Genomic DNA, 21,810 nt, shown 5'->3' on the forward strand with positions numbered 1-21,810 from the left:
AGAACCGGGACAAACTCACTAGAAGGTAACCGGCGTTCAACGAGCCCCGTCCTCCGGGCAATAGCCGGAACACAGCAGCACCATCCGCGAAAACCGCCCGTCCGCGTCATCGTCTACATACGCCTGTTGTTCCACCGCGAACCAGCCGTCGCCGAGCCGTTCCGCGCGCACTCGCGCTCGCCAGCGCAGGTGCAGGCGCGGGCCGACCCGGTCCACCTCGCCCTCGGCGAGTTCGAAATCGTCGACCTCGCCGAACCAGTGGGTGAACGCGGCGGTGATCTCGGCCGGTCCGTGGAACTCGCGCAATCCCGGCGGCAACAAGGCCGTCAGCTCCACCGCACTGTCCATTGCGGACGACATCCGCGCGAAATCCTGCCTGCTCAATGCTTCGATGAAGGCGCCCGCCCGGGAGATGCGGGAGGCCTGGAGTTGTGTGGTCATGCCTCAGGTTTACGGCTCGACCCAAGCCGCCGGATCGGGTAACTGCCCGATCTTTCACCCGGTCAGACCGCGGTGCATCGCGACGAGCGCGGCCTGCGTCCGGGTCGTCACGCCGAGTTTCGCGTAGATGTGTTCCAGATGCGTCGAAACCGTCTTTCGGGAAACAGTGAGCGCGGCGGCGATCTCCGGATTCGACAGCCCGCGAGCCAGGTGCAGCAGGACCTCGGTCTCCCGGGCGGTCAACCCGGCCGGCGTGCGGCGGACTCGTTGCCCCGCCGCAACCAGAACCGCGCTCACCGCATCGGCATCGAGGCGTCCGGAGTGGGCTTCGGACGTGAGCAGCCGCGCGGCCGCGTCGGAAGCGAGCGCGGCGCGGTGCGGGCGCGGTTCGCCGAGCGCGTGGTAGACGTCGGCGGCGGCGAGGACCCGCGACGTCATCGGCAGGGCGTCGCCGGAAAGTCCGTGCGGGTAGCCGGAACCGTCGAGTCGTTCGTGGTGCTGGGCCGCGCAGCGGGCGACCGCGGCGAGGCCGGGCATTCCGGCGAGCATCCGTTCGGTCAGGTACGGATGCGTGCGGGCACGTTCGGCCTGCGCGAGCGTCCACGGCTGGGTCGCGTTCCAGATCGCGCTCGGAACCCCGATCATCCCGATGTCGTGCACCCAGCCCGCGCGGCGGACCAGCCGGACGTCCGGCGCGGGGAGGCCGAGCCGGGTCGCGCCGTCCGCGGCCAGCGAAGCGACTCCGCGGGAATGCCCGAGCCGCGGCGGCGATTTGAGGTCGGCGAAGTCGGCGAACGCCTGCAGGGCGCGGTCGAGCTCGTCCTCAGCCAACGCCGCGCCGAGCCGCGGGTCCAGGGCGATCACCTCGTCCCATGCCCTGATCCGGTCCAGCCCGGCCAAGATGTCGCCGCGGTGGTTCAGGAAGCAGTCGACCAGCGCCGGGTCGAATTGGGTGCCCCGGCGTTCCCGGGCGACGGCGACCGCGCCGTCGACGCCCGCGGTGTCGTGGAAAGCCTCGACGTTGTCGGCGAGCTGGACCAGCCGGATCGCCAGGTCGAGGTCCGCGCCGCCGGCGTCACCGGGGACCCCGCGGCCGTCCCAGCGTTCGAAGGACTGCAGCAACGGACGGCATACGTCCTCGCCGAGGTCGAGCCGTCCGGCCAGTTCGCTCGCGCTTTGGCAGTGCGCCTGCATGATCTGCTGCACCGACCGGCCGGCTGTGGCGAGAAACCGGCCGACGAGCGCGGCGCGGCGGAGTCGCGGACCGCCCCGGCCGAGATGCCGCAAGACGAACATCGCCATCGCGACCCCGGCGAGGTCGCCGTCGTGACTGTCGGCATACAGCTCGGTCTCGTCGCCGAACAGGGCGGCCAGTTCGCTGGTGTCGGCGGCGCAGCCCACCCAGGTCAGCAACGACGTGTAGTAAGCCGCCGCGCGCACGCTGTCGTCGGCACCCGCCGCGTCGGCCAGTCGCAGGGCGATGACGGTCTGCCGCAGCACGCGCTCCATCGGGCGGCCCATGCCGAGATCGGCCACCAGAGACAGCGTGGCGACCAATTCGGACAACCGCACCGGCGCGGCTCTGCTCACGCCGGGAAGGTCGCCGTTGAAATTCCGGTTGTTACGCCGGACCGCACAGTCCCGACTTCCAGGCAGAGTCCGGAGGTGCGCGATGGCGACCGAAGTGCCGACGTTCTGCCCGCTGTGCGTGTCGAAGTGCGGGGCCACCGCGACGGTCGAGGACGGGCGGCTGCTCGCGCTCGGTCCGCTGCCCGGCCATCCGACCGGTGCCGCGATCTGTGTCAAAGGCAAGGCCGCGCCGGAGATCGTCGCGCATCGGGACCGGTTGCTCCATCCCCTTCGCCGCACCGCTCCGAAAGGCGCGGCCGACCCGGGCTGGGAGCGCATCAGCTGGGACGAGGCAGTGGCGACGATCGCGTCCCGGCTGACGACGATCGCGGAGGAATCGGGGCCGGAAGCGGTGGTGTTCGGCACCGCCTCGCCGTCGACGTCGGCGATGTCGGACACCATCGAATGGCTGACCCGGCTCCGGCGCGCCTTCGGCAGTCCCAACTTCGCCGTCTACATGGAACTCTGCGGCTGGGGCCGGCACCTCGGCACGCTCTACACCTGGGGCGAGCCGGTCCCCGGCGCGTACCTGCCCGATCTCGAGAACGCGCAGTGCATCCTCTACTGGGGCTACAACCCGTCGGTCTCCCGGCTCGCACACGCCACCGCGACCACCGCCGCGCTGCGCCGCGGAGCCAAGCTCGTCGTGGTCGATCCCCGGCGCGCCGGGCTGGCGAGCAAGGCCGACCAGTGGCTGCGCGTCCGCCCGGGCACGGACGCGGCGCTGGCGTTGTCGCTCACGCACGTGATGATCGACAACGGTTGGTACGACAAGGAGTTCGTCGAACGGTGGACCAACGCGTCTCAACCGGTCGGCGAGTCCCGGCGGGTGTGGGACCTGATTGCCGAGGAGTGCGCGAAGTACCCGCCCGAGACCGCTGAGGAAATCACCGGCGTGCCCGCGGACCAGATCGTCGCCACGGCTCGACTGCTGTGGGAGCAGCGTCCGGTCGCGTTCTACACCTGGAGCGGGCTGGAGCAGCACAGCAACGCGACCCAGACCGTCCGCGCGATCGGCCAGCTCTACGCGCTCACCGGATGCATCGACGCACCCGGCGGGAACGTGCTGTTCACGCCGGTGCCGACCAACCCGGTCGACGGCCGGGAGCTGCTGGCGCCCGAACAGCGCGCCAAGACCATCGGGGTGCAGGAGCGTCCGCTCGGTCCGGCGAGGTTCGAGTTCGTCACTGGCGAGGATTTCTACCGCGCGGCGCTGGACGGCGTGCCCTACCGGGCCCGGGCGCTGGTCAACTTCGGCGGCAACCTGGTCATGGCGCACGGCGAAAGCGCACGAGGCCGCGACGCTCTCCGCGCACTGGATTTCTTTGTCCACACGGATTTGTTCCTGAACCCGACGGCGGAGCAGGCGGACCTCGTGCTGCCCGCGGCAAGCGCGTGGGAAGCCGAAGCGCTGCGGATCGGTTTCGAGACGAGCCAGGCCGCGCAGTCGACTGTCCAACTGCGACAGCCGTTGGTCGCCGCACGCGGCGAGGCCCGGTCGGATCTGCGGATCGTCTTCGATCTCGCCGTCGCGCTCGGCCTGGGCCATCAGTTCTTCAATGGAGACATCGAGTCGGCCTGGCTCCATCAACTCGCGCCGAGCGGTATCACGCTCGACCAGCTGCGCGCCGCACCGGGAGGAATCCGGCTGCCGCTGGAAACGGTGTACCGCAAATACGAACAACGCGGCTTCCGGACGCCGTCCGGCCTGGTCGAGTTGTACTCGCAACCGTTGCTGGAACACGGATATCCGCCGCTGCCGACCTTCACCGAACCGTCGATCAGCCCGCTGTCCCGACCGGATCTGGCGACGCGGTACCCGTTGATCCTCACCTGCGCGAAGTCGCTGTTCTTCTGCGAAACCCAGCATCGGGAAATCACCAGCCTGCGCAAATCCGCGCCCGAACCCGCCGTCGAACTGCATCCCGAAGCCGCCGCGGCCCGAGGAATCGGCGCCGGGGATTGGGTGCGGCTGGAGATGCCGTTGGGGAGCGTCCGCGCCAAGGCGAAGTTCAACGTCAACCTGCGGCCGAACGTCGTATGCGGACAGCATGGCTGGTGGCAGCCCGCCGGTGAACTCGGCCTGCCTGGCTATCCGCCGTTCGGCGACGGCAGCGCGAACCTCAACCTCGTGCTGGGCCAAGGCCCGAGCGATCCGGTCAGCGGCAGCTCGCCGTTGCGCGCTTCCCTCTGCGAGATCGCCAAAGACGGCTAGTTCCGCGTCTGCGAAAGGGCATTCAGGCTGACGTCGACGATCGCGCGGAGCTGTTTCGGACTCGTCCCCGCCCGGCTCATCACGGCCAGCGACTGATTGACCGCCGCGAGATGAACGGCGAAGTCGTCGGCCTCGGCCACCTTCGCGGCGCGCAAGGCGGTCCGCAGCCGCGCACGCTGAAGGCCCAGAGCTTCGGTCGCGCGCGCCGCGATGTCCGGGCTCAGCACCGGTATCGCCATCGCGGTCTGGGCGACTAAGCAGCCATCCGGCACGCCGGGGTCGGCGATGCGGTTCAGGGTGACTTCGAAGAACTCCCGGATCGCCCGCAGCGGGTCCTCCGCCGCCTTCGACAGGGCTTGCTCGTACCTCTCTCCGTAGCGGGTGGCGTAGCGGTCCAGGCAGCGCAGGTACAGGGAATCCTTGTCGCCGAGCGAAGAGTAGATAGAGCTGCGGTTCAATCCGGTCGCCTTGGAGAGGTCGTCCAGCGAGGTGTCCGCGTACCCGGCTCGCCAGAATTGGACCATCGCCGCGTCGAGCACGACGTCCATGTCGAACTGCTTCTTTCCGGCCATCGCGTTCGCCTCTCGTGAGCCCTGCCGTCGTGACCAGCCTAACTCATCTTGAACTGATCGGTTCAAGATGAGTTAGGCTCGAGCCATGACTGACGCCGCGAACCCTCTCCCCGAGTTGCCGCTGCCCGACCTGCCGGGATTCACTCACCGCTGGGTCGACGCGGAAGGCATCCAGCTGCACGCCGTGGAAGGCGGCAACCCCACCGGCCCTGCTGTCGTCCTGCTCGCCGGATTCCCGCAGACCTGGTGGGCCTGGCGCAAAGCGATGCCAGGCCTCGCCGAGCGGTTCCGCGTGCTCGCCATCGACCTGCCCGGACAAGGCCACTCCGACCGTCCGCACGACAGCTACGACACGCACACCGTCGCTTCGCGGGTCCAGGCCGCGGTGAGCGCGCTCGACGTGCCGCAGTACTGGCTCGTCGCGCACGACATCGGGGCCTGGGTCGCCTTCTCGCTGGCCCTGAAGTACGAAGAGCGCCTGCACGGTGTCGCGCTGCTGGACGCCGGCATCCCCGGGATCACCCTCCCGGACTCCGTCCCCACGGATCCCGAGCGGGCCTGGAAGACCTGGCATTTCGCGTTCCACCTGGTGCCGGAGCTTCCCGAGACCCTGCTCTCCGGTCGCGAACGCGACTACGTCGACTGGTTCCTGAACGCCAAAGCCTTGTCCCCGGACACGTTCGACAGCGCCGAAACCGAGCATTACGCCGCCGCCATCGCAGCTGAGGGCGGTCTCCGCGCGTCTCTCGCCTACTACCGCGATGCCGCGGAATCAGCGCGGAAGAATCGGGACGCTCTCGACCGGCAGCGTTTGACTGTCCCCGTCCTGGGAATTTCCAGCTCCCACGGCTCGATCCCCGACATGGGCGCTTCCCTCAGCCCGTGGGCGGACCAAGCGACCGGCGTCGTCCTCCCGGACGCCGGACACTTCATTCCGGACGAGCAGCCCGACGCGGTCGTGGCCGCCGTGACCTCGTTCATCGACCACGCGGGGTAATGCCACGTCGGATTTGCGCCAGCGAGAACGTCCTCGCGGCCAAAGACTGGCGGACATGATCCTCGGCCGCTTCCTCGCCGCCAGCACCGAATTCGACCAGCGCCTGACGTCCGTCCGCCCCGACCAGTGGACCGCCCCGACGCCCTGCACGGAATGGAACGTGCGTCATCTCGTCAACCACATGGTCCGAGGCAATCTCAACTACGTCGACCTACTGGCCGGCGGCACCCGCGAGCAGTTCCTGCACCTGCGCGACACCGACGCCCTTGGCGACGACCCGCTCGCCGCCTACACCGCGTCGGTGCAGCTAGTCGCCGAGGCCTTCAGCCGCCCCGGCGCGCTGGACCAGGTGCTCGACTACCCGCTCGGCAAGGTGACTGGCCGCCAAGCGCTGGCCGTGCGTGCCACGGATTCCGTCATCCATGCCTGGGATCTCGCCCGAGCTGTCGGTGCCGACGACCGTCTCGACCCTGATCTGGTCGCGTGGATCAGCGACAACCTCGAGACGATCTACGCCGGACTGGCGGAATCCCCCATCGCCGCGGACACAACGCACCGGTTCTTCGCCGAGCCGGGGACAGCGGTCAGCGAATCGGCCACGCGGCAGGACCGGTTGCTGCGGTTGATGGGCCGGGATCCGCGGCGATTCAGCGAGCGGTGAGCCAGGGGGCGAGGAGCTTCTCCAACGCGTCGTCCGGCAGCGCCGCCGCTCCGCCGTGGAATTCGTGCCACCGGGAGGCCTCGCGGTAGTCGACTTCGAAGGCGCGCATCAGGACGTACATGAAACTTCCCGAATCGAACCGCTCGCCCAGCAGGGTGCGGGCGGTCCGGGCCACGTCCACGGCGGTCTGGCGGCCGTTGACGTCAGCCAGCTTCAGTTCCTCAGCCGCCGGATCGAGCAGGCTCGGCGCACACAACAAGACAACTACTCCACTCTGAACTGTTCGCTCAACCCTCGGCGGCGAGCTGTCCGCAGGCCGCCGCGATGTCCTGACCACGGGTATCCCGCACGGTGCACGCGACCCCGCCCGCATTCACCAGCCGCACGAACTCCCGCTCCACCGGCTTCGGCGACGCATCCCACTTCGAACCCGGCGTCGGGTTCAACGGGATCACGTTGACGTGCACCAGCTGGCCCGAGCCGAACGTGTCAAGCACCTGCACGATGCCGCTGGCCCGCAGCGGCAAGCAACTCTTCCGGATCGTGCAGCGGCGTTGTGACCGGCAACGCAGGCGAACGTGGTTCCAGGGCGGGCAGGCCTGCCGCGGGTGGTTCTGGCCGCCCGCCCCGGGGTTTTCGGGACCTCCGCTTGCCTAGCAAGCCTCACGGCGCGTCGCGCGGTCAGGCTGTTTCCCGCTGCGTCGGGAAGTCCGGCATTCCGCTTGCACATCGCGGCGGTGATCTGACCCCGCGACAAGCCGATCCTTTGCGATCACGGTACGTGTCCCGGGCGGTCGAGGGATCAGTCAGTGCAGGAATCCGTTGACGAGGGCGAAGGTGGCGTCAGTGGCTTCGACCTGGGGGATGTGCCCGGCACCGGGCACGATCGCGACTTTGCTTCCGCTGATCCGGGCGGCGAATTCGTCGGCGTAGACGGCCGGGACGAGTTTGTCTTCCTCGCCCCAGACGATCTGCGTGGGCGCGCTGATCCGGTGCAGGCGCCGTTCCAGTCCCTTGTCGGGGATGGGCCAGACGAACTTGCCGGTGCAGCCGAGCGCCCAGACCAGGCCCGCGCCCGCGGCGATCGCCTCCTCGGGGTCTTCGGGCGGGGTCAGCATCGCTTTCGCGGCGTCCCCGTCGGGGTCGGCGAACAGCAGTTCGGGGAGCGCGGCGGGCGGGGCGGCGATCCAGTTCGCGACCGGGTGCTCGTCGCGCCAGAGGCCGATCGGGTCGAGCAGGACCAGCCGGGAGAACCGGTCTGGGTAGGCGGCGGCTAGTTCCGCCGCGAGCATTCCGCCGAAGGACTGTCCGATGAGGACCGGGGTGCCGATGTCCAGTTTTCGGATCGCCTCCTCGTAGATGAGCACGACTTGCCACAGGTCGTCGACCTTGTGGACGGCGTAGGGGTCGGCGGGCGAGGTGCCCGGGAATTCGGGGGCGTAGACGGTGAAGTCCTGGGCGAGGCGGTCCAGGAACGGGTCCCAGGCCAGCCCGGCGGCCGGGTGCAGGTAAACCAGGCCGGGGCCTTGGCCGGCGACCTTGACCCGGAGCTGGATCTCTCCGCCCCAGACGTCGACGGTTTTCTCGGTGAAGTCGAGGGTGCTGGTCATGCGAGGGCTCCTGTCAGACGGGCGGAATCGGCCAGCGGCGTGCCGCCGAGTCGTTCGGGCCACCAGTGGTGCGGGTAGCGCTCGTCGGTCCACAGTTGCTGCAGGCGCGGCAGGACGGCGCTGGCGAACAGGTCGATGTTGTCTTTGGCCAGTTCGTGCGGCATGGAACCGAACTGCAGCATCGCGTGCAGGTTGCCGATGCGGTACTCCCGGGCGTAGGCGAGCAGCTGTTCGGCGACGGTGTCCGGGGAGCCGCAGATGACCGAGCCGGCGTCGACCAGTTCGGCGAAGGTCGCGGTGCGCATCTTGCTGTAGATGCCGAAGTCCCCGGGGTCGCGCATGATCGCTTCGACGCCGCGGATGTCGATGCCGCCGGGTAGCGCGAGGCGCTCCATCGGGATGGAGCCGATGCCTTTCTGGAAGAAGTACTCGGCGTGTTCGGCGTAGCGCGCTTCGGCCTTCGCGTCGGTGTCGGCGACGCAGATCGTCTGCATGAAGCCGAGCCGGTACGGGTTGGCGTCCTTGCCGAGCCGGTCGGCGATTTCCCAGAACCGGTCGAAGATCCGGCGGCCGGTGACCTTGAGCCCGAACCAGCCGAAGTAGTTGAACCCGAATTCGCGCTCGAGGGTCATCTGCATGGTGCGCGGGTTGCCGATGCCGGTGATCCACACCGGCGGGTGCGGCGCCTGCTGCATCGGCCGCGGCCAGATGTTGACTGCGGGGTACTGGCCGAATTTGCCGTTCCACGGGAACGCGTCGCCGCGGTGGGTCCACGCTTTCAGCACCAGTTCGAGGTTTTCGTCGAACCGTTGCCGGGTCTGCGCGGGCGGGACGCCGTTGTTGAGGTTGGCGTCGTAGGCGAGGCCGACGGGGAACCCGCTGACCAGGCGGCCGTTCGACATGCAGTCGATCATGGCCAGTTCCTCGGCGGCGCGCAGCGGTTCCCGGCTCTTGCCCAGCGATCGGCCGACCGGGTAGATCGCGGTGTCGATGTTCTCGACTTCGGTGGCGTAGGCGAGGGCGGATTCGATGATGTCCGGGTTGGGTGCCATGTCGTAGGAACTCTGGCCGTGCTCGGTGACCGCCAGCCCGTCGAATCCCGCGCGCGCGGCGTGCATCAGCTCGTCTATCGCCTCGCGGAACGCCGCGGCGACGTGCCGCGGCTCGGTGACGTCGTGATACGGGGTGGTGATGACGGATTCGAAGCGCTGTTCGAAGTCGTCGGCCAGGTGCCGGTAGGGAACCTGTTGGAAGTACGTGACTTTCACGGTGTTCTCCAGTTCTGTCGAAGCTCAGATGTCGAGCGGCTCGCCGCTGTTTCCCGCGTCGGACAAGGCATGCAAGTCGTGCACCCGGCCGACCCACTCGCCGGCCGGAGCGCCGCCGAAGGTCACGGTTCGCGGCAGCTGCGGCAGTTTCAGGCCGGAGCGGCGGAACTCGCCGCGGTGGAAAATCAGCGGGTCGAGCCGGCGCGCGTCGTGGCATTCGACCTGGCCGAGCACCAGCACGTGATCGCCGCCGTCGTAGGTGCGCCACGGCCGGCATTGCAGCCACGCCGCCGCTCCGGTCAGCCGCGGCGGTCCGGATTCGGGCTCGTGCCAGGAAATCGGGCCGTTCTTGGGTTTTCCGGCGAAGTGCAGGGCGACGTCGAGCTGGTTGGCGGCGAGGACGTTGACGGTGAACTCGTTGTCCGCCAGCCCCGCGCACGCCTTGGCCCGGCGCGCCACGGACACGAGCACCAGCGGCGGATCCATCGACACCGACGTGAACGAGTTCATGGTCGCGCCTCGAGGTTGACCGTCGGCGTCGCGGTAGGTGACCACCGTGACGCCGGTGGAGAATTCACCCAGGACCGTGCGCAGTCTCTTGGGGTTCAACGGTGTGCTCATGGCGGTCATGGCGGTTCTCCTGTCCCTGGGTCAGGTGACGACGTTGAGGAAGTCGGGATCGAGTTCGCGGTGGGTGTAGTTGATCCCCCTCGCGGCGTTGTCCATCGTCCAGGTGATCGTGCGGAAGTCCGGGCCGGTGCGGTAGCCGCCCGCGAAGACCTCGTTGCGGTTGCCCGCCGGGTCGAAGAAGTAGATCGTTTCGCCGCGGGTGATGCCGTGCCGGGCCGGGCCGAAGTCCACGGGCACGTCGTGCATCGAGAACAGGTCCCCGGCGCGCAGCAGGGTGCTCCAGTCGTCGACGTGGTAGGCGAAGTGGTGCAGTTTTCCCTGTTCCCCCTTCACGAACGCGATGTCGTGCGGTTGTTCGCCGCAGAACATCCACGAGCCGACCAGCTGGTCGTCGTCCTCGCCGCCGACCAGCCGTTCCGCGGCCCGGAATCCGAGCACCTCGGAGAAGAACCGTTCCAGCAGCGCCGGGTCTTCGGTCGTGATCAGCGTGTGGTCCAGCCGCGGCACGCCGAGGCCGCGCAGTCCCGAACGCGGCCAGGGATCGGGATTCCAGTTCCCGGTCGCGTTGCCGAGGTACTCGACGTCGCTGTACAGCTCCAGGGTGTGTTCCGAAGGCAAGGTCAACCGCAGGCCGTCGCCGACGCCCTCGTTGTCGCCCTTGCTCATCCGTTCCACCCGGACGCCGAACGACGCCGCCCGGTGCTCGAATTCGTCGAGGTCGCTGGATTTCTCGACCTTGTAGCCCAGCTTGACCAGGCCGACGCCGCCTTCCTCGAGCACGACTGAATGGTGGTCGTGCTCGTCCCAGGACTTGAGGTAGAGCCGCCCGTCCTGTTCGGCGACCTGGTCCATGCCGAGCGTCTCGCGGTAATGCTCGGCCGAGCCCGCCAGATCGGTGACTCGCACGTGGACATACCCGAGTCTGATCACACCCATGTTCGCTCCCGGTTTCAGCTGGCGGGCCGGAAAGTTCCGAAAACCCGCGTCAGAGTGTCCTTTTCGGACAGTCGAATGACGACCTCGCCGGCGGGCTGTGCCCGGCAAGGAAGGCATTTGCCCGCGGCGCGCTCTTCCGCGCTCAGCACGGACTCGGCGATCGGGACGGGATAGCCGACCTCTCCCTCGACCAGATCGGCCTTGCAAGCCCGGCAACCGCCTCGCCGGCAGCAGTAGCGCGTCCGGTACCCGTGCCTGCGAACCGCATCGACGATCGTTTCTCCGATGTGGACGGTGAGCCGCACCCCGGCGGGAAGAATCCGCACCGCCCCGGAAACCTCAGGTTGGCCGCTCATCGGCACCGCCGCCTCGTCGTCGAGTCGATTCGTTCACGCTGTCCGACGGACTGTAAGCGGGTCCCGGGCCCGATTCGATCCGCTGCGCGCGAACCCCATCCGGTTCGCGCAAGCATTTGTGCCGAACAGCACGCGACCCGTTGCCCGGCGGTTGTCGCGCATGTCAGATTCGCGGCAACCCACCGCTGAGGCACCGAAACAGGGAGTCGCGATGACCGGAGAATCACCCGAGATCGGCCTGACGATCGACGTCCGCGGCGTCGCCACGAACTACCACGACCAAGGATCCGGCGATCCGGTGCTGCTGATCCACGGCTCCGGGCCCGGCGTCTCCGCGTGGGCGAACTGGCGCCTAGCCCTTCCCGAACTCGCGAAGCGGCACCGCGTGCTCGCCCCGGACGTCCTCGGCTTCGGCTACACCGAACGCCCCGAAGCGGCCGTCTATGACGCCGAGAGCTGGCTGGACCATCTGGTCGGCTTCCTCGACGCGCTCGGCCTCGACCGGGTGTCGGTGGTCGGCAACAGCTTCGGCGGCTCGCTGGCGCTGCGGCTGGCCACCCGGTGTCCGGACCGCGTGCACCGGCTCGTGCTGATGGGCAGCGTCGGCGTGCACTTCCCGATCACCCCGGGACTGGAAGCGGTCTGGGGCTTCGAGCCGTCCGTGGAGAACATGCGCCGCCTGCTCGACGTGTTCGCCCACGACCCGCGCTTCGCCACCGACGAACTCGCGGAGCTCCGCTACCGCGCCGCGACCCGGCCGGGCGTGCACGAAGCGTACGCGGCCATGTTCCCGCCGCCGCGGCAGGACAAGGTCGCGGCCATGGCCGTCCCGGAGGACGCCATCGCCGCGCTCCCGCACGAAACGCTCCTCGTGCACGGCCGCGACGACCAGGTCATCCCGCCCTCCACCAGCCACCGGCTGCTGGACCTGATCCCGAACAGCCAGCTGCACGTGTTCGCTCGCTGCGGGCACTGGGTCCAAATCGAACACGCCGCCGCCTTCGCCGCGCTTGCGGACGCCTTCCTCTCCGGGGCACTCTGAACCACGCCCCGTCACCACGTGGACAACGACGACTGCGTCAGGTGATCACCATGACCGCGACACCGAACCGGCCGCTGCCCGGCACTTCGCCGAGGTGGTCGACCGACGTCGTGCGCACCGCGGACCGGGACGAGGCCCAGCAGGAAATCTCGCAGGTATTCAGCCCGCACACCCTCGAGGTCGTCGGCCCGGGCCAGGACCTCGACGTCGCGCTCCGGGCGCGCCGCACCGACTCGATCACCGTCGCCGACATCCGGCACGGCACCGAAGTCGTCGTCCGCCCCGGACGGCTGCACTCCTACTACGAGATCAACGTCCCGCTCCGCGGCCACACCCTCTCGCAGTGCGGACCCGACGAAATCGAGTCCGGTGCCGGACGCGCGGCGGTGCTCACCCCCACCGAGGAATCGAGCATGCACTGGAGCGCCGACTGCGCCCAGCTCGCGGTCAAGGTGAGCCGGCACGTGGTCGAGCGCACCGTCGAAGCGGCGCTCGGCTCCCCGCCGGACGAAGCGGTGCACTTCGCCGTCGGATTCGACCTCACCGGCTCCCCCGGCCGCAACTGGCTCCGGGCAGTACTGCTCCTGCGCGACGCCGTCGACTCCGGCGCCCCCGACCTCGTCCTGCGCCCGCTGGAAGAACTGGTCGTCGGCCAACTGCTCGCCGCCCAGCCCAACAACTTCTCCGACCGCCTGCTCCACGACGCCGCCCGCCCCGCCCGGCCCCGCATGCTCTCCCGCGTCATCGACGTGATCGACGCCGACCCAGCCGCCCCGCACACCGTCGCCGACCTCGCCCGGATCGCCGGAACCAGCGTCCGGTCCCTGCAGGCCGCGTTCTCCGAACACCTCGGGCTCACCCCGACGGAATACCTCCGCCGGGTACGGCTCGCCCGAGCACACCAGGATCTGCAAAACGCAGCCCCCGGCGACGGCCTCTCGGTCTCCGACATAGCCTTCCGCTGGGGATTCGGCCACGTGCCCCGCTTCGCCGCCGCCTACCGGGAACGCTACGGCCAGCTGCCGTCCCAGACCCTGCGCACCTGATCCGGGCAGCGGCCACAGCCAACCGGCTAGCCGATCAGCACACCGTAGAGTGCGAGGACTCTGGTCCTGACACGGCGACGCTCCGGTCGATACCACCGTGCTGGTCCACAAGAACCGGCGTCTGATCAGGACCTGTTACGCCCAGCCCGAGCACTACTACCGCGCCATGCACTTGTCCGCGGAGCTCGATCAGCGGGTCCGCTCGCCGAGATCATCAAGCATCACCGCGACATCGACGCTGTCCAGGACGATCTCGCCGTGAAGGGGACATCGGCCCGACGGACACAGGACACTGAGCGACCGCAGAGGCGACGAGGGCCACCGCTGAGACCGTCACCGCAGCCGCAGTCGGTAACCCAGTACCTCCACTACATCTCTACCCTCAGCAGCGACGGAATTTCCGGTGAGAGATAACGCGATAACGCCGACGAGCGCCCGGAACGGTGAGCTGTTCGAGAGGCTGGAAACGATCCGCGCGCCGCTGCGTCCGCCGTCGGATTCGTGCCCCGCCCGGCGCAAGGCGCATGCTTCAACGCGACCTCGTCGCGCGGCTGATCGACCGCACTCGCACGTGCAGCTCCCGCTCATAGCCCGTGAGCAGGGTTGCAGCTTTTCCCGAAGCGAGGAGGCACCGGCGAACCGGCTCCTGCGGACAGGTGTCGAAACCGCGCTTCGAAGGATCCGGAGCAGACCAGCCACTCGCCGCTCACGCGGGCGCCCCCGCTCTCGGACCGGCTGATCGGAGTGGTCAGCGGGCGAGCCAGGGGGCCAGCAACTTCTCCAGATCAGCGTCCGACAACGCCCGTGGGCCGCCGTGGAACTCGTGCCACCGCGAAGCGTCCCGCGCCGCCGTGTAGTCGACCTCGAACGCGCGCATCAGCACGTACATGAACGTCACCGAGCTGAACCGCTCACCCAACAGAGTCCGCGCCTCGCGGGCGACCTCCGTCGCGCCCGTGAAGTCGGCGAGCCGGAGCTCCTCCGCAGCCGGTTCCAGCAGGCTGGGGGCATACATCACGACAAACACTCCATCATCGAATGAACAAACTCAGCCTTCAGCAGCCAACTGGCCACACGCCGCAGCAATATCCTGACCACGCGTATCCCGCACCGTGCACGCCACCCCGCCGGCGTTCACCAGCCGCACGAACTCCCGCTCCACCGGCTTCGGCGACGCATCCCACTTCGAACCCGGCGTCGGGTTCAACGGGATCACATTGACGTGCACCAGCTGGCCCAGATGCTTCCGCAACCGCTTCGCCAGCAACTCCGCCCGCCACGGCTGATCATTGATATCCCGGATCAACGCATACTCGATCGACACCCGCCGCCCCGAAGTATCCGCGTAATACCGCGCAGCCGACAGCACCTCATCCACCGACCACCGGTTGTTCACCGGCACCAACGTGTCCCGCAGCTCGTCGTCCGGCGTATGCAACGACACCGCCAAACGCACCTGCATCCGCTCATCCGCCAACTTCCGAATCGCCGGAGCCAACCCCACCGTCGACACCGTCACCGAACGCTGACCGATCCCCAGACCACCCGGCGCGGGATCAGTGATCCGGCGCACCGCCGCCACCACACGCTTGTAATTCGCCAACGGCTCACCCATGCCCATGAAGACGATGTTCGACAGCCGACCCGGGCCGCCGGGCATGGAGCCGTCGCGCATGACCGCGGCGGCGTCGCGGACCTGGTCCACGATCTCCGCGGTCGACAGATTGCGGTCGAGACCGCCCTGGCCGGTCGCGCAGAACGGACACGCCATCCCGCAGCCCGCCTGACTGGAGATGCACAGCGTCGCGCGGTCCGGGTAGCGCATGAGCACGCTCTCCAGCAGCGTCCCGTCGTGCGCGCGCCACAGGGTCTTGCGGGTCGCGCCGCCGTCCGCCGCCAGCGCGCGCACCTCGGTGAGCAGCGGCGGCATCAGGTCGGCCACGAGCTTCTCCCGCGAGGCGGCCGGGATGTCGGTCATCTCCGCCGGGTCGACGGTGAGCCGCGAAAAGTAGTGGTTCGACAACTGCTTGGCGCGGAACGCCTTCTCCCCCAGTTCGACGACGGCCTCGGCTCGCTCGGCCAAAGTGAGGTCGGCGAGATGGCGCGGCGGCAGGCCGCGCTTGGGCGCGTCGAAAACAAGAGGGAGGGCAGTCATGACCGATCAAGTGTCTCATACGCGCGAAGGCCGGCGACCCTCCCCCTCGGGCGCTCAGGCGAACCGGGGCAACGGCGGGCGCCGGCGCGGTCCGGCCAACGGGTCGCCGGAATGGCGGCCGACGAACGACGGGCCCGCTTCAACGGAAAAACACCCTACTAAGGTCGGATTGCCGAATGCTTTCCGCGGTGAATTCCCTTATAATCGATGCTGGACGCGCACCTAATCGGCTGGCGCGGAAATATTCGCCGCGACACTTCGGCAACGGAATACCGCCGTTAGTCGGTAGTCGCCGCAAACTTCGCGCGCGTACCGTTCCGGGCACATCTCCCCTTCCCCACCGGTCCGGGAATTCCCCGGACCGGCCGGTCTTCCCCGTTGGAGGATCCCGTGAAAGTGCGCTCTTCGATTCCGCGCGGAATCGCGGCGGCCGCCCTCGCCGCGTCAGCCGCGTTCGCCGTTCCCGCCGTCGCGGACGCGGGCGAAACGAACATCTCCATGCAGGCCCAGCAGAAAGACAACTGGTGCTGGGACGCCAGCGGCAACACCATCGCCTCGTTCTGGGGCTATTCGCTGACCCAGACCCGGTTCTGCCAGGTCGCGCACAACGAATCCGGCAGCGACTGCGCCGACAACCAGGGCTACCTGAGCGACCAGCAACGAGTGTTCCGCTACCTCGGGTTCCGCAACGTCGGCACCTACAATTCCAACGGGTATCGCCTCTCCTTCTCCGGCATCAAGAACCAGATCGACGCCGGACAGCCCATCGGCACCCGGATCGGCTGGACCTCCGGCGGCGGCCACATGCACGTTCTCTACGGTTATGACGATTCGAACGGCAGCAGCATCGTCGAATACGGCGACCCGTGGCCCTCGAACGACCGCTACAACTCCATGAACTACAGCACCTACGTGTCCAACAACCAATTCTCCTGGACCCACACCGTCTACGGAATGGTGGGCTGACTCATGCCGCGAACCGTCCTCCGTGCCACTGTCGCCTCCGGAGCCATCGCCGCGGCGGTGTTCGCCGCGAACCCCGCGTCCGCCGCGACAGTGCCGACGGCACCATCCCCGTCGGACACGGCCGCGATCTCCGGCCTGCTCGCCAGCCCGGACACCGCCGCCCGCCTCTCGCACACGAAGTTCCCCGGCGCGGCACCGGCGGCCGCGCACGCCATGCGCGCCGCGGCCGACGCCAACACCCAGATCCCGGTCTACGAGCCCACAGCGGCCTTCATCAACGGCGAATCCGACGTCCCCGCCGCTCTGGCCTACGTCGCCTCCCCCGCCCACCTCGCCGACGGTCGCGAGGCGACCGTGTGGGCGCAGCCGAGCAAGGCCGGGTGGCAGGTCGTCAACGTCGCCTCCGGCAATGACGAACAGGTCCACGCGGCAGCCGCGCACGGCGGCTACCTGCTGCACGAACCCCAGGTCAACGCCTGGTACTCCGTCACTGGCGACACCGTGACGGTCCTCGACGGCGCGGTCTCCGGCGTCCCCGCAGGCACCCGGGTCACCCTGGCGGCCTACCGGGCCGAACTGCAGAAACGCTACGGCGACAAACTTCCCGGCTCCACGTATGACAAGACCGGCGCGGGCGGAGGCTATGCCGTCCCCGCCCCGAACACCGGCACGGACGGCAGCTCGGCCATCGCACTCGCCATCGGCGGGGCGGCCGCGGCAGCCGCGGGCGGCGCGTTCTTCCTGCGCCGCCGTTCTCAGCCCAGCAAGTGACTACTCGGCGGCAGGGGTACGCCCCTGCCGCCGATCACTCTCCCCCGTCGAGAGACGCCGCCCGAAGAGATCGCGCGCAACGCTGCTGGCCGGGCACCCGAATCCTGGCCTCACCGAAGCGGCGACCCGCGATTCCCATACCCGCTGCGCAGTGTCCGGCCAGACGCGCCGCACGCTCTCCCCATGGGAAGCGGCGGTCGAACTGCGATGGCGACGACACGATCCCCGCGCCGGGCAACCGCCGTTCAAGCCCGGGTATAGCCACCATCGGCGAAGAGTTCAGCTCCGGTGACGAACGACGAAGCGTCCGAAGCCAGGAAGAGCGCGGCCTCGGCGATTTCCTCGGGATCAGCCAGCCGCCCCAGCGGGACGACGGCCTCAGCGAACCGATCGGCCTCCGCCCCCGCGGCACTCAGCAGACCGGGGGTCCGCGTGGGTCCCGGGCTGAGCACGTTGACCCGGAACCGGCGCTCCCGCGACTGCCGCGCCCAGTTGTGCACGAGGTTGCTCAGCGCTGCCTTCGAAGCGCTGTAGATCTCGAGATTCTCGTTGGGCCGCAGGCTGTTGCTCGAGCCGACCACCACGATCGAAGCGTTCTCCGCCAGCAGCGGAAGCGCCTTCTGCACGGTGAACAGCGGCCCCTTGACGTTGACGGCGAGCGTGCGGTCGACGTTCGCTTCGGTGTGGCCGCCCAGCGAGGCGTCCGCGGCGATTCCCGCGTTGGCCACCAGTACGTCGATGCGGCCGGCCTCCGCGCGGACTCGCTCGTAGAGCGCGTCCAGGTCGGCGAGAACCGAGACGTCGGAGCGCACGCCGGTGGCCGCGGGCCCGAGCTCCTCGACTCCCGATTCGAGACGATCAGCGTCCCGACCGGTCACGAAGACCGTGGCCCCTTCCCGCACGAAGCGGCGGGCGACGGCCAGCCCGATTCCGCTGGTCCCTCCGGTGATCACGGCGACCTTCTCCTGCAACACGCCGAACACCAGGTCCTGGAGCGAGCCCGGGAGCAGTTCTGGGCGACGGGGTACGCCGGAACCCGGATGGACGACATCGCCCAGGCGACCGGACTGGGCAAAGGCAGCCTGTACGGCGCGTTCGGCGACAAGAGCAAGCTGTTCCACCGTGTGTTCGGCGACTGGTGCACCGCTGTCGTCGAAGTCGCCGAAGGACGGCTGACCGGCGGCGGCGACTCGAAAGCCCTGGCCCGGCTGTCGGAGTACGTGCACCTGATGGCGGAGAACACCGCCTCCGACACCGAACGCCGCGGTTGTCTTCTGGCTAAAGGCGCGGCGGAACTCTCCCAGCTCGATCCGAAGGTCGCCGAGCGGTCGGCAGAGACCATGACGGCGTTGCTGGCCCTGCTGCGCAAGGAGATCAGCGCCGCCCAGCGCCACGGCGACATCGACGACGCGGCGGATCCGGAGGGGTTGGCGGCGCTGCTGCTGGCGGTCGTCCGCGGGGTCGAGGCGGTCGGCAAGGCCGGGCTGGATCCGCAGACGCTGCGGAACACCGCGGACACCGCGCTGGCGGTCCTGCCCAAGGGCCGGAACAGGCCCTGATCCGCCCTAAGCCTGTTCCACCGCCGCCGGAAGCTTCACCGGCTGCCGCAGCGCCTCAAGCACCGCGTTCACCGCCGCCCGCCGCGGCGAACCTCGCCGGGTGACCGCGACGATCGTGCGCGTCACCGGTGTCGCCAGCGTCTTCGTTGCCACCCGATACCGCGGATCCACCGCCAGCCCCGGCAGCAACGCGATCGACAGCCCGGCCTCGACGTGCTGCAACGTCATCAGGTAATTGCTGAACCGGCACACCACGCGCGGCTCGAAACCCGATTCGCGGCAGAGCCGCAACGTCAGATTCGCCATGTAGGACTGGGGAATGTCGAGCGCCCACGGTTCGCCGGCGTAGTCCGCGAGCACCGCGGGTCCAGGCGGTTCCGGACGGTCGACGGCGGTCACCAGCACGATCGGGTCGGTCGCCAGCCGGATGATCTCCAGGTCGGGCCCGAGCGGGAGGTCGGCGAAGTCGGTGGTGGTGATGATGACGTCGCTGTCGCCCGCCCGGAGCGCCGGAACGCTTTCGTGCGGTTCCCGTTCCGCCAGTTCGGTTTCCAGCCGCGGATAGGTCTGCGCGAGACGGGTCGCGGCGGGCACCGCGAAGGTGTGGATCGCGCTCTGGAACGCGCCGATCCGCACCAGCCCGGCCGGTTCGTCGCCGCGCAGTTCGGCCTCGACCGCGTCGAGATGGTCGAGGATCGCGCGCGCCTGCCGGGCCAGTTTCTCCCCGGCAGGAGTCAGCCGGACCCGACGGCCGGTGCGCTCCAGCAGCCGGGTGCGGGTTTCGGTTTCCAGCAGCGCGAGCTGGTGCGACACCGTGGAGGCGCTGAGATTCACGTCCTGCGCGACCGCGCGAACGGTGCCCAGCACAGCGAGCCTGCTCAACAGCCGCAACCGCCACGGGTTCAACATGGCCCCATCGTTGTTCGATGAAACCGCACAGGCAAGCGCAAACTGTGAGATGGACGCGGCGCTCGCCGCGGCTCTACCGTCGAGTCATGGCCACCGACACCTTCTGGTCCGACGTCGACCGGCACCTCGTCCGCTACGCCGGCCCCGGCTCGTTCACCGGCGAGATCATCGACCGCGCCGAGGGCAGTTTCGTCTTCGCCGAGGACGGACGGCGGATCCTCGACTTCACGTCCGGGCAGATGAGCGCGATCCTCGGGCACGCGCATCCGGAGATCGTCGAGACCGTCCGGAAGCAGGCCGCGAAGCTCGACCACCTGTTCAGCGGGATGCTGAGCCGTCCGGTGGTCGACCTCGCGCGGCGGCTGGCCGAAACGCTGCCGGACCCGTTGGAGAAGGCTCTGCTGCTGACCACCGGCGCCGAGTCCAACGAGGCCGCGCTGCGGATGGCCAAGCTGGTGACGGGCAAGCACGAGGTCGTCTCGTTCGCCCGGTCCTGGCACGGGATGACGCAGGCCGCGGCGAGCGCCACCTACAGCGCGGGCCGCAAGGGCTACGGTCCGGGCGCGCCCGGCAACTTCGCGATTCCGGTGCCCAGCGGGGCGGACTGGCAGCAGCAGCTGGACCTGGCGTTCGACCTGATCGACGCGCAGTCGGTCGGCAGCCTCGCCGCGTGTTTGGTGGAGCCGATCCTCAGCTCCGGCGGAATCCTCGTGCCGCCGCCGGGTTATTTCCCGGCGCTGCAACGGAAATGCCGGGAACGCGGCATGCTGCTGATCCTCGACGAAGCCCAGACCGGGCTGTGCCGCACCGGAACCTGGTACGCCTTCGAGCACGACGGCGTGGTCCCGGACATCCTCACGGTGTCCAAAACGCTCGGTGCCGGTCTGCCGCTCGCCGCGGTGCTGACGAGCGCGGAAATCGAAGAGGAAGCCCACGAACGCGGGTATCTGTTCTTCACCACGCACGTCTCGGACCCGCTCCCGGCGGCGGTCGGGAACACCGTGCTGGACGTGCTGATCCGCGACCGCCTCGACGAACGCGCCCTCCAGCTCGGCGCCCGGCTGCGCACCGGACTCGAGGAAATCGCGACGCGCCACGAGGCGGTCGGCGAGATCCGCGGCCGGGGACTGCTCGCCGGACTGGAACTGAGCGGCGGAGGACCGGACGCGGACAAACTCGGCGCGCGCGTGACGCAGCGGTGCCTCGAACTCGGGCTGCACATGAACATCGTGCAGCTGCCCGGGATGGGCGGGGTGTTCCGGATCGCGCCGCCGCTGACCGCTGCCGAAAGCGAGATCGACCTCGGACTGTCCATTCTGGACGAAGCGATCGGAGACGTCTCGCGGAGCTGACCACAGCGGGGAACGGTCGCCGCCGTCTGGACGACGCAGCAGCTCTTCGCGGCGCGGCCAAACACGACAAGCTGCTCCTCGGCACCCGGATCCGGCTGGTCCCGAGGGTTCACTTCGGGAACGTAGCCCGCAGCGAGACGAGCGGGACCGCGGCACCCGCCAGCACGACCGCACAGCCGGTCTGCGCCAGCAGGAACCAGAGCGGGCACGCGCCGGGGATCAGGTCGACACCGACGATCGCGACCGGCGCGACGATCGCGATGAGCCGCATCCGCAGATAAGCCGCGCGCGATCCCCGCGCCGCGGCCGAAACCAGCCACCACGAGACGGCGGCGCTGACGACCACGACCCCCGACCGGATCCACATGAAGCTGGACACCTCTCCGCCGGAAAGGGCCCGCGCCGCGATCGCTCCGAGGACGACCGCGCTCACCACTCCGTAAGCCGCGACGAACCCCTTCGCCAAGACGAGCCGATCCCGGTCGGTGGGTCGTTCGATGGTCTGCATCGGCGTTCTCCCTTGTGGTTTCCCGTTGTGCCAGCAACGCTAGGAAGCCGCGGCCAGGCCCGGTATGCGCCTGGACGCACAAGGGGGTGGGCCTGGACCCACTCCTGTCCCGCGGTGGCGGGAATCCGGTGTTTCGTGGTGCACAGTGGACCGTGAAGCCGGAGAACGAGGGGGCGAACCGATGCGA

23 protein-coding genes and 1 pseudogene are annotated in these 21,810 nt (G+C 68.9%); 9 read left to right on the plus strand and 15 right to left on the minus strand.

Translation table 11 applies throughout. The features are described 5' to 3' along the window. Positions 1-36: 36 nt before the first annotated feature. Positions 37-441 (minus strand): nuclear transport factor 2-like protein, encoded by a 405-nt coding sequence (locus H5411_RS31720; protein WP_183125944.1) that lies wholly within the window; start codon positions 439-441, stop codon positions 37-39. A gap of 54 nt (positions 442-495) precedes the next feature. Continuing rightward, entirely contained in the window at positions 496-2,031 is a 1,536-nt protein-coding gene (locus tag H5411_RS31725) for an HD domain-containing phosphohydrolase (protein ID WP_183125945.1), read from the minus strand. A gap of 82 nt (positions 2,032-2,113) precedes the next feature. Between H5411_RS31725 and H5411_RS31730 the strand changes: the two genes are divergently transcribed. Next, the gene (locus H5411_RS31730) at positions 2,114-4,285 is read left to right on the plus strand and encodes a molybdopterin-containing oxidoreductase family protein (protein ID WP_183125946.1); all 2,172 of its coding nucleotides are present in this window, start codon (positions 2,114-2,116) and stop codon (positions 4,283-4,285) included. On the opposite strand, the gene H5411_RS31735 is transcribed toward H5411_RS31730, so the two are convergent. Then, positions 4,282-4,857: a TetR/AcrR family transcriptional regulator gene (locus H5411_RS31735; RefSeq protein ID WP_183125947.1), complete on the minus strand. Its 576-nt coding sequence runs from the start codon at positions 4,855-4,857 to the stop codon at positions 4,282-4,284. The two genes, H5411_RS31730 and H5411_RS31735, sit on opposite strands and share 4 nt — an antisense overlap. 85 nt (positions 4,858-4,942) lie before the next feature. Here H5411_RS31735 and H5411_RS31740 point away from each other — a divergent pair, with 85 nt between their 5' ends. Together H5411_RS31740 and H5411_RS31745 are read left to right on the plus strand one after the other, a co-directional pair. Then, complete coding sequence (locus H5411_RS31740) at positions 4,943-5,854, plus strand: alpha/beta fold hydrolase (protein ID WP_183125948.1); 912 nt, start codon at positions 4,943-4,945, stop codon at positions 5,852-5,854. A 55-nt stretch (positions 5,855-5,909) separates the two neighbouring features. Next, a complete protein-coding gene (locus tag H5411_RS31745; RefSeq protein WP_101435109.1) occupies positions 5,910-6,515 on the plus strand; it encodes a TIGR03086 family metal-binding protein in 606 nt (201 codons plus the stop codon). Here the strand turns inward: H5411_RS31745 and H5411_RS31750 are convergent. The 7 genes and pseudogenes from H5411_RS31750 to H5411_RS31780 all read right to left on the minus strand — a co-directional run bounded on the left by H5411_RS31750 (position 6,502) and on the right by H5411_RS31780 (position 11,315). After that, complete coding sequence (locus tag H5411_RS31750; RefSeq protein ID WP_183125949.1) at positions 6,502-6,774, minus strand: hypothetical protein; 273 nt, start codon at positions 6,772-6,774, stop codon at positions 6,502-6,504. The two genes, H5411_RS31745 and H5411_RS31750, sit on opposite strands and share 14 nt — an antisense overlap. A 28-nt stretch (positions 6,775-6,802) precedes the next feature. Continuing rightward, positions 6,803-6,991: pseudogene (locus tag H5411_RS31755) on the minus strand (dual-specificity RNA methyltransferase RlmN); the annotation flags it as partial. Positions 6,992-7,321: 330 nt separating this feature from the next. After that, positions 7,322-8,125: an alpha/beta fold hydrolase gene (locus H5411_RS31760; protein ID WP_183125950.1), complete on the minus strand. Its 804-nt coding sequence runs from the start codon at positions 8,123-8,125 to the stop codon at positions 7,322-7,324. After that, entirely contained in the window at positions 8,122-9,393 is a 1,272-nt protein-coding gene (locus tag H5411_RS31765) for an LLM class flavin-dependent oxidoreductase (RefSeq protein ID WP_183125951.1), read from the minus strand. The genes H5411_RS31760 and H5411_RS31765 overlap by 4 nt, the downstream gene beginning before the upstream one ends. Positions 9,394-9,417: 24 nt before the next feature. After that, positions 9,418-10,023 (minus strand): flavin reductase family protein, encoded by a 606-nt coding sequence (locus tag H5411_RS31770; protein ID WP_220817763.1) that lies wholly within the window; start codon positions 10,021-10,023, stop codon positions 9,418-9,420. Between the two features lie 21 nt (positions 10,024-10,044). Then, on the minus strand, positions 10,045-10,959 hold the full coding sequence (locus H5411_RS31775) for a catechol 2,3-dioxygenase (RefSeq protein ID WP_101435113.1): 915 nt from the start codon (positions 10,957-10,959) through the stop codon (positions 10,045-10,047). 14 nt (positions 10,960-10,973) lie between these two features. Beyond that, entirely contained in the window at positions 10,974-11,315 is a 342-nt protein-coding gene (locus tag H5411_RS31780; protein WP_183125952.1) for a 2Fe-2S iron-sulfur cluster-binding protein, read from the minus strand. A gap of 211 nt (positions 11,316-11,526) precedes the next feature. Between H5411_RS31780 and H5411_RS31785 the strand changes: the two genes are divergently transcribed. Both H5411_RS31785 and H5411_RS31790 read left to right on the plus strand, forming a co-directional pair. Continuing rightward, entirely contained in the window at positions 11,527-12,357 is an 831-nt protein-coding gene (locus H5411_RS31785; RefSeq protein WP_183125953.1) for an alpha/beta fold hydrolase, read from the plus strand. A gap of 50 nt (positions 12,358-12,407) precedes the next feature. Beyond that, complete coding sequence (locus tag H5411_RS31790) at positions 12,408-13,403, plus strand: AraC family transcriptional regulator (RefSeq protein WP_183125954.1); 996 nt, start codon at positions 12,408-12,410, stop codon at positions 13,401-13,403. Positions 13,404-14,151: 748 nt separating this feature from the next. Here the strand turns inward: H5411_RS31790 and H5411_RS31795 are convergent. Together H5411_RS31795 and rlmN are read right to left on the minus strand one after the other, a co-directional pair. Further along, the gene (locus H5411_RS31795; RefSeq protein WP_183125964.1) at positions 14,152-14,418 is read right to left on the minus strand and encodes a hypothetical protein; all 267 of its coding nucleotides are present in this window, start codon (positions 14,416-14,418) and stop codon (positions 14,152-14,154) included. Positions 14,419-14,451: 33 nt separating this feature from the next. Next, complete coding sequence (gene rlmN, locus H5411_RS31800) at positions 14,452-15,558, minus strand: dual-specificity RNA methyltransferase RlmN (RefSeq protein ID WP_101435118.1); 1,107 nt, start codon at positions 15,556-15,558, stop codon at positions 14,452-14,454. 390 nt (positions 15,559-15,948) lie between these two features. Between rlmN and H5411_RS31805 the strand changes: the two genes are divergently transcribed. Both H5411_RS31805 and H5411_RS31810 read left to right on the plus strand, forming a co-directional pair. After that, positions 15,949-16,524, plus strand: a complete 576-nt coding sequence (locus H5411_RS31805; protein ID WP_183125955.1) for a papain-like cysteine protease family protein — start codon at positions 15,949-15,951, stop codon at positions 16,522-16,524. Positions 16,525-16,527: 3 nt separating this feature from the next. After that, a complete protein-coding gene (locus H5411_RS31810; RefSeq protein ID WP_183125956.1) occupies positions 16,528-17,295 on the plus strand; it encodes an LPXTG cell wall anchor domain-containing protein in 768 nt (255 codons plus the stop codon). A gap of 245 nt (positions 17,296-17,540) precedes the next feature. Here the strand turns inward: H5411_RS31810 and H5411_RS31815 are convergent, their stop codons facing one another. Beyond that, complete coding sequence (locus H5411_RS31815; protein WP_183125957.1) at positions 17,541-18,269, minus strand: SDR family NAD(P)-dependent oxidoreductase; 729 nt, start codon at positions 18,267-18,269, stop codon at positions 17,541-17,543. 15 nt (positions 18,270-18,284) lie between these two features. Between H5411_RS31815 and H5411_RS31820 the strand changes: the two genes are divergently transcribed. Next, positions 18,285-18,854 carry a TetR/AcrR family transcriptional regulator gene (locus H5411_RS31820; protein ID WP_281377442.1) on the plus strand — a complete coding sequence of 190 codons (570 nt, stop codon included), beginning with the start codon at positions 18,285-18,287 and terminating at the stop codon, positions 18,852-18,854. Positions 18,855-18,860: 6 nt separating this feature from the next. On the opposite strand, the gene H5411_RS31825 is transcribed toward H5411_RS31820, so the two are convergent. After that, a complete protein-coding gene (locus H5411_RS31825) occupies positions 18,861-19,763 on the minus strand; it encodes a LysR family transcriptional regulator (RefSeq protein ID WP_183125958.1) in 903 nt (300 codons plus the stop codon). An 86-nt stretch (positions 19,764-19,849) separates the two neighbouring features. On the opposite strand from H5411_RS31825, the gene H5411_RS31830 reads away from it, so the two are divergent. Beyond that, entirely contained in the window at positions 19,850-21,115 is a 1,266-nt protein-coding gene (locus tag H5411_RS31830; RefSeq protein ID WP_101435122.1) for an aspartate aminotransferase family protein, read from the plus strand. 109 nt (positions 21,116-21,224) lie between these two features. Here H5411_RS31830 and H5411_RS31835 read toward each other — a convergent pair whose 3' ends face one another. Then, on the minus strand, positions 21,225-21,623 hold the full coding sequence (locus H5411_RS31835; protein WP_101435123.1) for a hypothetical protein: 399 nt from the start codon (positions 21,621-21,623) through the stop codon (positions 21,225-21,227). Between the last annotated feature and the right edge of the window lie 187 nt (positions 21,624-21,810).

Source organism: Amycolatopsis echigonensis, assembly GCF_014174495.1.
In the GTDB taxonomy this organism is placed as follows: Bacteria; Actinomycetota; Actinomycetes; order Mycobacteriales; family Pseudonocardiaceae; genus Amycolatopsis; species Amycolatopsis echigonensis.